The following is a 14842-nucleotide window of genomic DNA, read 5'->3' as shown; positions in this document are numbered from 1 at the left end:
GCCGCCTGCGCGGCTCTCCCCCGCCCGCCGCCGACCCGTCAGGCCCGGTACCCCGTTGTCCCGTCAGCCGGTCAGCCCGTCACTCCGTGACGTCGATGGTGTAGCGGTTGGTCTCCACGCCGGCCGCGGTGACCACCTGGACGTCGACCCGGCCGGGTTCCACCTCGGCCGGCACCGGCACGGTCAGCAGGTCGTCGGTGGGGTTGTCGAAGCCGCCGACCACCGGCACCAGCGGCACATGGACGTTCACCGCGCCGACCCGCACCACCATGCGCGCGAGCCGGTCCGCGCCCTGCGCACCGGCCGGCACGAATCCGGTGCCGCGGATCTCGATGTCGTCGCCGGTCCGGATCGGCGCGTCCAGGTCGCCGGCCTCCCGGGCCCGCACCACGGAGAGGATCACCGGGCGCCCGCCCTCGGCGTACTTGCCGGCGAGATAGGTTCCCGCCGACACCAGCACCACCACGGCCAGTCCCCACGGCAGGTCCGGCAGCTGGTCAGGGCGGCGGGCCAGCCGTACGGCGGCGAAGGCGAGGGCGACGCCGTTGATGACGACGTACTGGATGTCGGCGAAGCTGCCGCGTCCGGAGTCGTCGGTGAGCAGGTCGGCCGCCCTGGGCCGGTGGGCGCGCACCTTCTGGAGCCGCTGACCCTGCACCCGCAGCCCGACCACGCGGCGCACCAGCACGGCGATCCCGCAGACCACGGCGAGCACGGTCACCACGCCGGCGCCGCGGGCGAGTTCCAGGCCGTCGATCAGCGCGTCCCGCTCCCGGTGACCGGAGGCGGCCGCCAGCCGCCCCACCAGCACGAGCACCGCGAACGCCAGGAACAGCACCCAGGAGCCGGCCACCGCGCGTGACGTGGAGAGCCGGTTGTCCTCGCCGACGACCGGGGCGAGCGCGCCGCCCCGCGCCCGGTGGAACCAGGACGCCGCGGTGAGCGCCCCCGCCACCAGCACCGCCGACAGCAGTCCCGCGGTGCGCGCGGAGGTCCAGCCCGCGCCGATCGCGGTGAGCGCCTGCACCAGCAGCAGCACGACGACCCCGGCCCAGACGACCACCGCCGTCCGCCGCCACAGGCGGGCCAGCCAGGCGGCGCCCTCGGCCCGGCCGCGTTCGGCCACCGCCTCGGCGGCCTGGGCGAGTTCCTCGGAGACCCATTGCCGGGAGGCGGAGGCGGAGTGGGCCACCGCGGCAGGAAGACCCTGGCCGGTGGCGTACTCGTCCCGCTTCACCAGGAACGCGGCGACCGCGCGCCGATGCCCCTCACGCGCCCCGTGCGGACAGTCCCCGCAGGTGCAGCCGCCCTCGTGGGCAGCAGGGTCCGCTCCGCCCTGTCTCGCCTCCTGCACCGCCACGCCCGAAGCCGCCTTCCCCAACTACCCGACACATCTCGACACACACTGACCGCCGTCGACGGCCACCGGACAACTCCCCCGCATCGGAAGCGAATTGTGCCCTACGCCACGCCCGTCACGTCCGCCGGGCCCGGTCGCCACGGATGAATCCCGAGGCGCCGTGTTGACGCGCCCCCACGGGAGGCGGCTCAGTCCAGGAGATCCGGCTCGCTCCGCGTGATCTCCCGCCACATCGGCTGGAAGTTGATCCACGCCACGAGGTCCCCGCCCAGCTGCTCCCGCGTGGCCACCGCCTGGCGGTGGTCGATCAGCACGGGACGGCCGGCGGCCCGCGCGGTGAGCTGCACCTGGCAGGAGCGTTCCATGGTCATGAACCACCAGGCCGCCGCGTCCACCGAGTCGCCCACGGTCAGCAGCCCGTGGTTGCGCAGCACCAGCGCCTTGCGGGTGCCGAGGGCGGCGGCGATGCGGCGGCCCTCCTGGGGGTCTACGGTGACGGAGGTGTAGGCGTCGTAGAGGGCGTGGTCCTCGTAGAAGGCGCAGCTCTCCTGGGTGATCGGGTCGAGCAGCTCGCCGAGGGCGGCGAGGGCGCGGCCGTGCACCGAGTGGCAGTGGGCGACGGCGACGACGTCGGGCCGGGCGGCGTGCACCTGGGCGTGGACGGCGAAGGCGGCCTGGTTGACGTGGTGTCCGCCCTCGACGACCTGGCCGTCCTGGTTGGCGAGCACCAGATCGCTGACGGTGACGTGCCGGAACGGTATGCCGAACGGGTTCACCCAGAAGCAGTCGCTGTACTCGGGGTCGCGTGCGGTGATGTGCCCGGAGACGCCGTCCTCGTAGCCGAGCCGTCCGAACAGGCGCAGCGCGCCCGCCAGCCGCTCCTTGCGGTGCCTGCGCTCGTCCTCGAGGGACTCGTGCATGGGCGGCATGGCGAACCGAAGCTTGTCGGTGGGCACCGGCGGGGGCGGAGTGGGCCCGTGCATGAGTCCTCCCGCGGGGGTCGCGTACGGGGCGGAAGTTACCCGTGGGGCGCGCCGTACGACAGCTCTGTTCCGTAACACCGGACCCCTCCCGGATACCCGGGGCGGTCGCCCGGATACCCGACGGAAGATGTCGGGTATCCGCGTCACACTCGCACCATGAGCACGTACACGGACACAGACACCCCGGCGAACGCCGCCGTGGACTGGGGGGCCTTCGCCGCGGCCGAGCCGGAGTTCGCGCGGACCGTCGAGGAGCGCTTCGCCGCCTTCACGCACCACGTCCTCGCGACCCTCCGCAAGGACGGCTCGCCCCGCACGACGGGCCTGGAGGTGCGCTTCCTGAACGGCGAGCTGTGGTTCGGGATGATGCCGCGGTCGATGAAGGCGCTGGACCTGCGCCGTGATCCGCGCTTCTCGCTCCAGGCCAACCCGGGCGACGGCACGGGCATGGGCGGCGGCGACGTGCGGATCGCCGGACGGGCGGTCGAGATCGCCGACGACGACACGGAGACCCGGCGCCGGTACGCCGAAGAGGTGGAACCGCCGGAGCCGTTCCACCTCTTCCGCACCGAGCTGACGGAGGTCGTGAGGACCTACGTGGAGGACGAGAAGTATCTCGTCGTCCAGGTCTGGAAGCCCGGAGAGCCGGTGCGCACCCTCAAGCGGACCTGAGGACCCGGAAGGGTCACTCCCACTCGATGGTGCCCGGCGGCTTGGACGTGACGTCGAGCACGACCCGGTTGACGTCGCGCACCTCGTTGGTGATCCGGGTGGAGATCTTCGCGAGGACGTCGTACGGCAGCCGGGACCAGTCGGCGGTCATGGCGTCCTCGCTGGAGACCGGGCGCAGCACGATCGGGTGACCGTAGGTGCGGCCGTCGCCCTGGACGCCGACCGAGCGGACGTCGGCGAGCAGCACCACGGGGCACTGCCAGATGTCCCGGTCGAGGCCGGCCGCGGTCAGCTCCTCGCGGGCGATCGCGTCGGCCTCGCGGAGCAGGTCGAGCCGCTCCTTGGTGACCTCGCCGACGATGCGGATGCCGAGGCCGGGGCCGGGGAAGGGCTGGCGGTGGACGATCTCCTCGGGCAGGCCGAGCTCCTGGCCGACCATCCGGACCTCGTCCTTGAACAGCTGGCGCAGCGGCTCGATCAGCTGGAACTCGAGGTCCTCGGGCAGGCCGCCCACGTTGTGGTGGGACTTGATGTTGGCGGTGCCGGTGCCGCCGCCGGACTCGACGACGTCCGGGTAGAGGGTGCCCTGCACCAGGAACTCCACCGCGGGGCCCTCGTCGGCGATGATCTCGGCCTGGGCCTGCTCGAAGACCCGGATGAACTCACGGCCGATGATCTTGCGCTTCTGCTCCGGGTCGGAGACCCCGGCCAGCGCCTTCAGGAACCGCTCCTCGGCGTCGACGACCTTGAGCTGGACGCCGGTCGCGGCGACGAAGTCCTTCTCGACCTGCTCGGTCTCGCCCTTGCGCATCAGGCCGTGGTCGACGTAGACGCAGGTCAGCTGCGAGCCGATGGCCTTCTGCACGAGGGCCGCGGCGACGGCGGAGTCCACGCCGCCGGACAGGCCGCAGATGGCGCGCTTGTCGCCGACCAGCTCGCGGATGGCGGCCACCTGCTCGTCGATGACGTTGCCGGTGGTCCAGTTCGGCTCGATGCCCGCGCCCCGGTACAGGAAGTGCTCCAGCACCTGCTGACCGTGCGTGGAGTGCATCACCTCGGGGTGGTACTGGACGCCGTAGAGCTTCTTCTCGTCGTTCTCGAAGGCGGCGACCGGCACGACGTCGGTGGACGCGGTGACGGTGAAGCCCTCGGGGGCGGCGGAGCAGGCGTCGCCGTGCGACATCCAGACCGCCTGCTCCTCGGGGGTGCCCTCGAAGAGGGTGGAGGAGTTCTTGGCGACGTGCAGGTCGGTGCGGCCGTACTCACGGGCGCCGGTGTTGTCCACCTGGCCGCCCAGGGTCTGGGCCATGAGCTGGAAGCCGTAGCACATGCCGAAGACGGGGACGCCGGCCTCGAAGAGCTCGCGGTCGAGGCGGGGGGCGCCCTCCTCGTACACGGACGAGGGGCCGCCGGAGAGGATGATCGCCGCCGGGTTCTTGGCGAGGATGTCCGCGACCGGCATGGTGCTCGGCACGATCTCGCTGTAGACCCGCGCCTCGCGGACGCGACGGGCGATGAGCTGGGCGTACTGCGCGCCGAAGTCGACGACCAGGACGGTGTCGGGCGCGTTGGCAGCGGGAGTCGCTGATGACACGAGGTGCCTTCCGGCGGTGGGGAGGGGGTCTTGTGCCTCCCGATTCTACCGAGACGGCGGCAAGGTCCGTCCCGGGCCGCTCGCCGCCCGGCGTCCCGCGCCACGTCTCAGCATGCGGGCCCCGCGTTGGACGGACCGGGCCGACCGGGCATACTGGCCCCATGCTCATGCACCCGACCTTCCTCTTTACCTATGGCACCCGGCCCGCCGGCTGCCATGGTCGTGCTGCTTGAGCAACTGACAAGCGACTTCCCAGGCGCCCCGGGCCGACAGGTCCGGGGCGCCTGGCGTTTCACCGGACCATGTCGCTCCGGGGCCCGACCGCCACTCACCGAGGAGCCCCGACATGACCGCCGCCACCACCGAGCCGACCGAGAAGACCGGCGCCCGCACCGCCGAGGCCGCCGAGCTGATCAGTGACGCCCGTGAGCGGATCGACGCGCTCGACGACCGGATCATCGGTCTGGTGCAGGAACGGATGGCGGTGTCCGCCGTGATCCAGAGGGAACGGATCGCCTCCGGCGGCCGGCGCGTGAACCTCTCCCGCGAGATGGAGATCCTCGCCACGTACCGGGACGCCCTGGGCAAGCCGGGCACCGCGCTCGCCATGACCCTGCTGGAGCTGTGCCGGGGCAGGATCTGACGCCACGGTGCGTGCGGGACGCGTCTCACCCGTACGGCGCGTGACCGCTACCGGCACCGCCTCGTTGGTCCCGGTGTCCGCGTCGGCCAGGGGCGGATCCGAGCAGTACCACGTGTGACTCGCCGGGGCGATGAGACGTGCGGATCGTGCCGCACGTCGTGGGACCTCGCTCCGGGGACGTGACCGGACGGCAGGGGACAGCGGCCCGGTCACCCCAGAGAACGGCCGGTCCCGGGGACGCCCGGGACCGGCCGGCGGGGGATCCGCCGGACGTCTCAGGTGCGGGTCACGACTCCGCAGCCCGCCTCGCCGTCGCCCGGCTGAAGGTCCTCGCTGTGGTCGTACGGGTCGCGGGCGGGGCCGGTCGGCCCGGGGGCGTCCCTGCCGGTCGGCGAGGAACTGCGGACGGATGACGCCGCCGCCGTCCCGGCAGTCGTCGTTGGACATCTCGCCTTTGACGTCCCGTACGCCACCCCTCCGGCGGGGCGGGGCCGACCGCCTTCCGCTTCCTGCCCGTGCGGCGCTTGCCGCCCGCGGCCGCTCGCGCCTGCGCCTCGTCCATGGCCCGCAGCCGCTCGGTCACCATGCGCGCGCTCGGCCACGGGGTCGCGGGCTTTCTCCCGGTGGCGGTCGTAGGCGGCCGAGCGTACGCCGGCCATGATCACCGCTCACATGTGATCCAGATCACACAAATATCCCCTGTGGGGCAGGACAACCATCCGTACGCCCTGTTGATCACACTCACTGAGATCCTCACGGACCACACGGACAAGGAAGAAGGACCTGAGCTCGGAGGGGGGCACAGGTCCTTTTTCCTTGGCCGTTTCCCTGGCCGTCTTCCCCGGCGGTCTCAGTTCCGCTTCGGCGGCACCGCCGGCATCCCCAGGAACGGCAGCTTCAGCGCGCCGAAGGCGTCCGCCGGGACGGCCGGGGACTTCGGCTCCACCGGGTTCAGCCGCCGGTACGCCTCGCCCTGCGCCGGACGCGGGTCCTCCTCGCCCTTGTTGGGCCAGAACGACATCGCCCGCTCCGCCTGCGCGGTGATGGTCAGCGAGGGGTTCACCCCGAGGTTCGCGGAGACCGCCGAACCGTCGACGACCGTGATGCCGGGGTGTCCGTAGAGCCGGTGGTAGGGGTCGATCACGCCGGTCTCGGAGGAGTCGCCGATCGCGCAGCCGCCGAGGAAGTGGGCGGTGAGCGGCATGCCCGTCAGCTCGCCGACGTTGGAGCCGGCGAAGCCGTTGATCTCGGCGGCCAGCGCGGAGGCCCCGTCGGTGGCGGCCTTGATCTGCTTGGGGTTGGGGGTGCCGTGTCCCTGCCGCGCGGTGAGCAGCCCGCGGCCCATGCCGGACGGCTTGACGTACGTGGTCAGGGAGTTGTCCAGGGACTGCATCACCAGGCCGATGATGGTCCGCTCCGACCAGCGCCGGTTGGACAGCGAGCGCAGCAGCAGCCAGGGGTGGCGGGCCGCGTTGCCCAGCCAGCCGAGCACCCGGGCGGCGCCGGAGCCCCCGCCCGCGTACGGCACCTGGAGGATCGACAGGGAGCCCATCGAGTTGGAGCCCTTGCCGTAGCGGACGGGCTCGATGTGGGTGTTCGCGTCGGGGTGGATCGACGACGTGATGGCCACGCCCTGGGTGAAGTCGGCCTTCGGCGCGCCGGTGGCCTTGCGGTAGCGGCGGTCGTCGGTCTGCGCGCCGACGAGCGCCTCGGAGTTGGTACGGGTCAGCTCGCCCAGCCGGTCCGAGAGGTACGGCAGCTGACCGCCCGCCTTCATCCGGTGCAGCAGCGTCTGCGTCCCGTAGGTGCCGGCGGCCAGCACGACCCGGCGGGCGGTGAACATCCGGCCCTTGCCCTTGCGGCGGTCGTCGGTCGGCAGGGTGGCGACGGCGAACCCGCCGCGCGAGTCCTCCGTCACCGACACGACCGTGGTCATCGGGTGCACGACCGCGCCCGCCTTCTCGGCGAGGTACAGGTAGTTCTCGTTGAGGGTGTTCTTCGCGCCGTGCCGGCAGCCCGTCATGCACTCGCCGCACTCGGCGCAGGCCCGCCGCGAGGGTCCCGCCCCGCCGAAGTACGGGTCGGGCACCTCCTGCCCAGGCGTGGCCCGCACCTTCCCGTCGGCGTCCTCGCCGTCCCCGAAGAACACCCCGACCGGTGCCAAGTGGAACGTGTCGCCGCAGCCCATCCGCTCGGCGGCCGCCTTCAGATGCACGTCCGAGGGGGTCATCGTCGGGTTGAGCCGCACGCCCAGCATGCGCCGCGCCTGGTCGTAGTACGGCGCCAGCTCCTCCTGCCAGTCGGTGATGGCGCCCCACTGGGGGTCCTCGAAGAACGGCTTGGGCGGCACGTACAGGGTGTTGGCGTAGTTCAGCGAGCCGCCGCCGACGCCCGCGCCGGCCAGCACCATCACGTTGCCCAGCAGATGGATGCGCTGGATGCCGTACATGCCGAGCCTGGGCGCCCAGAGGTAGTTCTTCAGGTCCCAGGAGTTCTTCGGCAGCGCCTCGCGGGTCCAGCGGCGGCCGGCTTCGAGGACGCCGACCGTGTATCCCTTCTCCGTCAGGCGCAGGGCGGTCACGGAGCCGCCGAAGCCGGAGCCGACGACGAGGACGTCGTAGTCGTAAGCATCTTCAGGCACGGAGGGCTCCCCTTTTTGTTCGCGTGCGGGTCGTGTGTGGCTGGTCGCGCAGTTCCCCGCGCCCCTTCGCGCATCTCACCTGAACCGGAGTGCCTTCATCAGGCGCAGACTGCGGCTCATGAAGGCCGCGTACTTCTCGTCGTCCATGCCGAGCGACGGCGCCATCGGCAGCAGCCGCTGCTGGGCGACGGTCTGGGCCTCGGTGTACTTGAGGATCCCTTCCGAGCCGTGCCGGCGGCCGAGACCGGAGTCCTTCATCCCGCCCATCGGGGACTGCACGCTGCCGTACGCGGGCGCGTAGCCCTCGTTGACGTTCACCGTGCCGGTGCGCAGGCGGGCGGCGATCTCCCGGCCGCGGCGGGCGTTCCTCGTCCACACCGACGAGTTGAGCCCGTACGGCGTCCCGTTGGCACGCTCGACCGCCTCGTCGTCGGAGGAGAAGCGGTAGACGGAGACGACCGGGCCGAAGGTCTCCTCCGTGCACACGCTCATCGGGGCCTCGACGCCGTCGAGGATGGTCGGCTCGTAGAAGTAGGGGCCGATGTCCGGGCGGGCGGTGCCGCCGGCGAGGACCTTGGCGCCCTTGGCGACGGCGTCCTCGACGTGCCGGGTCACCGCGTCCAGCTGGCGCTGCCCGACCAGGGAGCCCATGTCGGCGCCGTAGGCGAGGGCGGCGCCCAGGCGCAGCGCCTTGGTGCGGGCGGCGAAGCGCTCCAGGAAGGCGTCGGCGACCGACTCGTGGACGAAGAGCCGCTCGATGGAGATGCACAGCTGGCCGGCGGAGGAGAAGCAGGCGCGGACGGCGCCGGCGGCGGCCTTGTCGAGGTCGGCGTCCTCCAGCACCAGCATGGCGTTCTTGCCGCCGAGTTCGAGGGAGACGCCGACCAGGCGGGCGGCGGCTCCCTGGGCGACCTCGCGGCCGGTGCGGGTGGAGCCGGTGAAGGAGACGTAGTCGGCGTGCCGGACGACCTCGGGGCCGACGACCGGCCCCTCGCCGAGCACCACCTGGAACACGTCGGCGGGCAGTCCGGCCTCGATCAGCAGGTCGCGGGCCCACAGCGCGGTCAGGCAGGTCTCCGTGTCGGGCTTCATCACGACGGCGTTGCCCGCGACGAACGCCGGGAGGGCGTCGCCGACGGACAGTTCGAGCGGGTAGTTCCAGGGCGCGATCTGGCCGACGACGCCGCGCGGGTGGCGCAGCTCGGAGACCTTCGTCAGCACCGGCACGGCGCCCGTGTGCCGCTTGGGCCGCAGATAGGCGGCGGCGCGGCGGCCGTAGTGGCGGGAGGCGACGGCGACCGCCTGGACCTCCTCGTGGGCGTGCAGCCGGGCCTTGCCGGTCTCCAGCTGGATCAGGTCCAGCACCTCGGCCTGGCGGCTGAGCACCAGGTCGTGGAAGCGCAGCAGCACGGCGGCGCGCTCCCGGACCGGTGTCCGCGCCCACACGGCCTGGGCGGCGCGGGCCGCGTCGAACGCCTTCGCCACGTCCTCGGGCGTCGACTCGGGCAGGTCGGCCAGCTTCGCGCCGGTGAAGGGCGTGTGGCTCGCGGTGCGGCCGGAGCCGGTGACGCCCTTGGTGAGCTGGGCGACCAGTTCCGGCGTGACCACGTCGGCAGCGGTGCGTGCGCCCTGGGGGGCGGGGGCCAGGGGGTTGGTGCCGGTCGTTTCCCGGGTCTGCGCGTCCGTCATGAGGCGCAGGGTATGCCTGGCGGAACACTTTGTGTACCCGTCGGTAACAGATTCACCGACCGCTCACACGCCGCCAGTGAACGCTGGCAGCGAAGCCCCTGATCAGGGCGTTGACGCACGTCTTCGGTTCAGAGCTTGTGGATGTCCCAGGAGTCGATGACGGTGCGGGCGATCTCCCGGCCGTCGTCGGCGAAGTGGCCCGTGCCCGGGTACACGATCCACAGCCGGTACATGTCGCCGCTCTTGTTGCGGTAGTACATGACCCGCACCTCGCGCACCGTCGCCGGATCGGTGGTCGTCGTGTAGACGATGGTGTTCGTGGCCGCCTCGCGGTCCTTGTAGGTGGTCTCGCGCGGCTTGCCCTTCGGGGCGGGCGTGTCGGCGATGCCCCAGCTGTACTCGCCGTCCCTGAGCTCCTCCCAGTGGGCGAACGCCCGCTCCGAGGCCGAGCCCTCGATCGCGCCGTCGGTGTCCTCGGCCTTGAGGTCGCGGTTGACCTCGACGCTCACCAGCCCGCTCGGGTCGGTGAAGGAGGCGACGGTCCCGTCCGAGTCCGCGGGCTGCTTGTTCTTCACGAAGCCCTCCGGCACCGCGACGGCGACGCCCACCCGGTCCCCCAGGTCGTACCGCTTCCAGCCGTCCGGCAGCGGCCCCGCGAACGGGTCGGCGATCAGCAGGTACGCGGCCAGCGCTCCCGCGACGACCGCCGCGCCGAGCCCCATCAGCGTCTTGCGGCCGATCCGTACGCCCTTGCCGCCCTCGGCGAACCGGACCACCTGGGTGGGCTGTGGCGCGGGCGGGTTCGCGGCGGCCTCCAGCGCGGCGCGGACCTGGGGGGCGGTGGGACGGCGCGCCGGGTCCTTCTGCAGCAGCGCGGTGATGACGTCGGCCAGCGGGCCCCGCGCGGAGGCGGGCGGCGCCGGTGTGGCGTTGAGGACGGACTGGAGGGTGGCCGGCGTGTTGCTGCGCCGGAACGGCGACACGCCCTCCGTCGCCGCGTACAGCACCACGCCGAGCGACCACAGGTCGGAGGCGGGACCGGGGCGCTGGCCCAGCACCCGCTCCGGGGCGATGTACTCGGGCGAGCCGACGAAGCCGCCGGTGTCGGTCAGATTGGTGTCGCCCTCGATCCGGGCGATGCCGAAGTCGGTGAGGACGACCCGGTCGTGACGGCCCAGCAGCACGTTGTCCGGCTTGACGTCCCGGTGCAGGACGCCCGCCGCGTGCGCGGCCTCCAGCGCGCCCAGCACCTCAAGACCGACGCGGGCGGCCTCGCGCGCGGAGAGCGTGCCCTCCTCCTGGAGCACCGCGCCGAGCGAACGCCCCCGGACGAGCTCCATCACGATCCACGGCCGGCCCTCCACCACGGCGACGTCGTGGACGTTGACCACGGCGGGGTGGTCGAGCCGGGCGGCGGCGCGGGCCTCACGGCGCATCCGCTCGAAGGTGTTGGCCCGTTCACGTTCGGGAAGGTGGTCGGGGACCCGCGGCTCCTTGACGGCGACCTCGCGGTCCATCGTCTCGTCCTTGGCCCGCCACACGGTGCCCATGCCCCCGTGGCCGAGCTTGGCGAGCAGCCGGTAGCGCCCGGCGATGACCCGTCCGGCGCCGGGGTCGGCGGCGGGCGCACCGGACGCGCCGGGCGCGCCGCTCCTGTCGCCCGCCGGGTCGGAGGCGGTCTGCCGCGGCCCGGCGGGCCCCGGCGCGTCTTCCCGTCCGCGCGCGCCGTCCGGCGCGGACTGCCCCGCCCGGTCGTGCGCGGGCGCGTGGCCGTCCCCCTGCGGCGGGACCGAGACGGTCGGCGCCGCGTACGGGTTGCCGGGGTGCGGCACGGCCGCCGGCGGGTTCGGGTTGGGCGGTTGCAGACCATAACTGGTCGGCTCGTTCGCCCCGTTGTGGGCTCCCCCGTCACTGCTCATGGGTCCATCCATATCGTGCCGGACCGCCGCCGTTCCACAGCGGGCCGCCACCGGTCACAGACCCGTGACCGACGCCGGAACTTATGCCGTATTTATGCGGCTATGCGGCCGCGTTTCATACGGCTGTGCCGCCGTGTTCCACACGGCTGTGCCGCCGTGCTTCATCCGGCTGTGCCGCCGTGCTTCGTACAGCCGTGCCGCCGTGCTTCGTACGGCTACGCGGCCGAGGCGGACGGCGAGGACCCCGGTGGCGTCGGCGTCCCGCTCCCCGACGGCGTCGCGCCGGCCCCCGTGGGCGTCGGCGGAGTCCGCCGCGGGGTGGTGGCGGGCGGCACGGGCCCGGGCGTCGACCCGGTCACGGAGGTGTCGGGCGCGGTGGTGCTCGGCGTGCCGCCGCCCCCCTCGCCGTTCCGGTCCTGGAGCAGCAGCGCCCCCGCGGTCACGCCCGCCCCGGCCAGCGCGGCGATCACCAGCGCCGCCACCAGCGCGCCCCGCGTGGGCTGACGGCGTACGGGACGGCCGCCCGGCGCGTCCTGCGGGGCGGCCTCGGGCACCTCCCGCCACACCGGGTGCCGGCGGCGGGGCGGCTCGCGGTCCGGGAGCATCTCGAGCGGGGCCGTCTCGGGCGTACGGCCGGTCGCGAGGAAGGCGCGCAGCATCCGTTCGGCCCGGTCGGCGTCCAGCCGCCGGTCCGGGTCGCGCTCCAGCAGGCCGCGCACCACGGGCAGGATCGGTCCGGCCTGCGCGGGCGGCCGGATCTCGTCGACCACCACCGCGTGCAGCACGCCGCTCAGCGAGTCCCGGCGGAACGGCGACTCGCCGCTGAGCGCCGCGCACAGCAGCGCGCCCAGCGACCACAGGTCCGACTCCGGCCCGGTCCGCGCCCCCGACATCCGCTCGGGGGCGGTGTACTCGGGGGAGCCGACGAACGAACCGCTCTCGGTGAGCGTGGTCGAGCCGGGCATCTGGGCGATGCCGAAGTCGGTGAGCAGCACCCGGTCGGTGCCGTTCTCCAGCAGCACGTTGGCGGGCTTGAGGTCCCGGTGCAGCACCCCGGCCGCGTGCGCGGCGCGCAGCGCGCCCAGCAGGTCGACGCCGATCCGCGCGGCCTCCGCCGCGTCCACCGGCCCGTCGGCGGCCATCCGCTCGGCGAGGGACGGCCCGTCAATCAACTCCAGCACGATGTACGGCCGTTCGTCGTCCTCGACGACGTCGTGCACGACGATGATGTTCGGGTGGCTGAGCTGGGCCAGGGCGCGCGCCTCGCGCAGGGTGCGTTCCCGCTGCCGGCGGGCGTCGGCCGGGGTGAGCGTGTCGTCGAAGGGCAGTTCCTTCACCGCGACGCCCCGGCCGAGCAGTTGGTCCGTGGCCCGCCACACCACGCCCATGCCGCCGCGTCCGAGCAGTTCCTCCAAGCGGTAACGTCCCGCCACGACGCGGGCGTTGGCCCCGTCGGTCCCGTAGTCCGGCTCCCCCTCGGTCACCATGCGCCCATCATGCCCCACCGGATGTGTTCGCTCCGGTACGGCGATTCGGCCAACGGGCGCACGTCCGCGCACGCCGGGGGCGGTCAGGGCTCGCGCCAGCCTCTGAGGATCGTCTCGAACTGCTGCCTGGTGGTGTCCCAGTCCTCGGCGGGCCCGGACATGTACAGCGCGTACTCCACGCCGTCACGCGTGAGGTACATCTGGTCCACCGCCCGGCGCGGCCCGGGGAACTCGGTGTCCTTGGGCAGCGCGGTCCAGCTGTACTCCAGGCGCGCCGCCTCGCGGTCGCGGTAGGTCAGGCGCTTCAGGTCGATCCGCTGGTAGTCGACCAGACGGCCGCCGATCTGCTGGTCGAGGTCGCTGAGGTGGTCGAACGGGTCGTCGAAGTCCGGGGCGTCGTCGGCGGCGATGCGCAGGAAGTGCTCGCCGCCGTCGGGGGTGTAGTCGACCTGCCGGGTCTCCTCGTCGAACACCACCCGTTCCCAGTCCTCGCCGGGCAGGACGACGGTGAACCCGAAGGGGTCGCTGCGGCGCACCCACCCCTCGGGCAGGCTGCCCTCCGTGGCCCCGCCGGTGTCCGACACGCCGGGAGTCTTCCCGGGGTCGGCGGTCTCGGTCGGCGACGCCGTGGTGCCGCCGCGGTCGTGCTGCTGCTGGAGCACCACCGCCGTGCCCCCGCCGATGATCGCGGCCAGCGCGACGACCAGGGCGATGGTCCGCCCGCGCGAGCGCCGGCGCGCCACCGCGGGCGCCCCGTACGGCGCCTGAACAGCCGTGGAGCCGCTGCCCTGCGGGGGGACCGGCGGGCCGTACACCGGGGCGGGCGCGGCGGGGTGCGGTCCGGCCTGGCGCGGCTGCGGGACGTGGGCGTTCACGGCCTGGGTCGGTACGTACTCCTGCGCCGCGCGGGGCCGGCGTCCCTCCGCGGCCTCGGCGAGCATCTGCTCGACCGTCGCGGCGTCGGGCCGAGTGGCCGGATCCTTCCGCAGGAGCGCGCCGATGACGGGCGCGAGCGGGCCGGCGTGCTCGAGCGGATCGGCCTCCTCCTCCACGACGGCCTGCATGGTGGTGAGCGGCGAGGTGCGGCGGAACGGCGATATGCCCTCCACCGCCGTGTAGAGGGTCGCGCCGAGCGCCCACAGGTCGGACGCGGGGCCGGGATCGTGGCCACGGACCCGTTCGGGCGCCAGGTAGTCGACGGACCCGACGACCTCGCCGGTGCGGGTGATGGCCGCGTCGCCGTCTATCTGCGCGATGCCGAAGTCGGTGAGCAGCACCCGGCCGTCCCGGCCGAGCAGCACGTTGCCGGGCTTGACGTCGCGGTGCAGGACGCCGGCGGCGTGCGCGGCGCGCAGGGCGCGCAGCACCCACAGGCCGATACGGGCGGCCTCGCGGGGCTCGACGCGCTCCTGCTCCTTGACCGCGTCGGCCAGCGAGCGGCCCTCGACCAGCTCCATGACGATCCACGGCCGGCCGTCGTGCTCCAGCACGTCGTGCACGGTGACGACGGCCGAGTGGTTGATCCGCGCGGCGGCCCGCGCCTCCGCGCGGGTGCGTGCCAGCAGGGTGGCCTGTTCGCTGTCGGAGACGTAGAGCGCGGCGGTCAGTTCCTTGATGGCGACGGAACGGTGCAGCACCTCGTCGTGTGCGCGCCACACCCGGCCCATGCCACCGCTCCCGATGGAGTCGCCGAGTCGGTAGCGGCCCGCGACGAGCGAGCCCTGCATCTGATTCACGTTGCCCCGCAATGGTCTTGACAGGGTCAGGGTAGGTACCCCGGCCCGTCCTGGGAACCGAGGGGGTGCCAGAGAGACCGCACTGTGATGGTTTGTCGCGCCCCCCGCGTCGCGCCGC

Annotated in this window: 10 protein-coding genes; 2 read left to right on the top strand and 8 right to left on the bottom strand. The window is 73.2% G+C overall.

Annotated elements, in window-relative coordinates; translation table 11 throughout:
• Nucleotides 1–79: 79 nt before the first annotated feature.
• Both ACFOSY_RS01900 and ACFOSY_RS01895 read right to left on the bottom strand, forming a co-directional pair.
• A complete protein-coding gene (locus ACFOSY_RS01900) occupies nucleotides 80–1360 on the bottom strand; it encodes a hypothetical protein (RefSeq protein WP_394304952.1) in 1281 nt (426 codons plus the stop codon).
• Nucleotides 1361–1548: 188 nt separating this feature from the next.
• Nucleotides 1549–2343 (bottom strand): class II aldolase/adducin family protein, encoded by a 795-nt coding sequence (locus tag ACFOSY_RS01895; RefSeq protein WP_394304951.1) that lies wholly within the window; start codon nucleotides 2341–2343, stop codon nucleotides 1549–1551.
• A gap of 156 nt (nucleotides 2344–2499) precedes the next feature.
• Here ACFOSY_RS01895 and ACFOSY_RS01890 point away from each other — a divergent pair, with 156 nt between their 5' ends.
• Nucleotides 2500–3015: a pyridoxamine 5'-phosphate oxidase family protein gene (locus ACFOSY_RS01890; RefSeq protein ID WP_394304950.1), complete on the top strand. Its 516-nt coding sequence runs from the start codon at nucleotides 2500–2502 to the stop codon at nucleotides 3013–3015.
• Between the two features lie 13 nt (nucleotides 3016–3028).
• Here the strand turns inward: ACFOSY_RS01890 and guaA are convergent, their stop codons facing one another.
• On the bottom strand, nucleotides 3029–4609 hold the full coding sequence (guaA, locus tag ACFOSY_RS01885) for a glutamine-hydrolyzing GMP synthase (protein WP_394304949.1): 1581 nt from the start codon (nucleotides 4607–4609) through the stop codon (nucleotides 3029–3031).
• Between the two features lie 346 nt (nucleotides 4610–4955).
• Between guaA and ACFOSY_RS01880 the strand changes: the two genes are divergently transcribed.
• The gene (locus ACFOSY_RS01880; protein ID WP_394304948.1) at nucleotides 4956–5252 is read left to right on the top strand and encodes a chorismate mutase; all 297 of its coding nucleotides are present in this window, start codon (nucleotides 4956–4958) and stop codon (nucleotides 5250–5252) included.
• 850 nt (nucleotides 5253–6102) lie between these two features.
• Here the strand turns inward: ACFOSY_RS01880 and ACFOSY_RS01875 are convergent.
• The 5 genes from ACFOSY_RS01875 to ACFOSY_RS01855 form a co-directional block, all read right to left on the bottom strand.
• Complete coding sequence (locus ACFOSY_RS01875; RefSeq protein ID WP_394304947.1) at nucleotides 6103–7893, bottom strand: GMC oxidoreductase; 1791 nt, start codon at nucleotides 7891–7893, stop codon at nucleotides 6103–6105.
• 75 nt (nucleotides 7894–7968) lie between these two features.
• The gene (locus tag ACFOSY_RS01870; RefSeq protein WP_394304946.1) at nucleotides 7969–9582 is read right to left on the bottom strand and encodes a succinic semialdehyde dehydrogenase; all 1614 of its coding nucleotides are present in this window, start codon (nucleotides 9580–9582) and stop codon (nucleotides 7969–7971) included.
• Between the two features lie 128 nt (nucleotides 9583–9710).
• On the bottom strand, nucleotides 9711–11501 hold the full coding sequence (locus ACFOSY_RS01865) for a serine/threonine-protein kinase (protein WP_394304945.1): 1791 nt from the start codon (nucleotides 11499–11501) through the stop codon (nucleotides 9711–9713).
• A gap of 215 nt (nucleotides 11502–11716) precedes the next feature.
• Nucleotides 11717–12988 carry a serine/threonine-protein kinase gene (locus ACFOSY_RS01860; RefSeq protein ID WP_394304944.1) on the bottom strand — a complete coding sequence of 424 codons (1272 nt, stop codon included), beginning with the start codon at nucleotides 12986–12988 and terminating at the stop codon, nucleotides 11717–11719.
• Between the two features lie 83 nt (nucleotides 12989–13071).
• Nucleotides 13072–14715: a serine/threonine-protein kinase gene (locus tag ACFOSY_RS01855; protein ID WP_394304943.1), complete on the bottom strand. Its 1644-nt coding sequence runs from the start codon at nucleotides 14713–14715 to the stop codon at nucleotides 13072–13074.
• Between the last annotated feature and the right edge of the window lie 127 nt (nucleotides 14716–14842).

Source organism: Streptomyces lusitanus (genome assembly GCF_042647945.1).
In the GTDB taxonomy this organism is placed as follows: domain Bacteria; phylum Actinomycetota; class Actinomycetes; order Streptomycetales; family Streptomycetaceae; genus Streptomyces; species Streptomyces pseudogriseolus.
The sequence above is the reverse complement of the archived record's forward strand: the minus strand, read 5'-3'. Positions and strand labels throughout refer to the sequence as shown.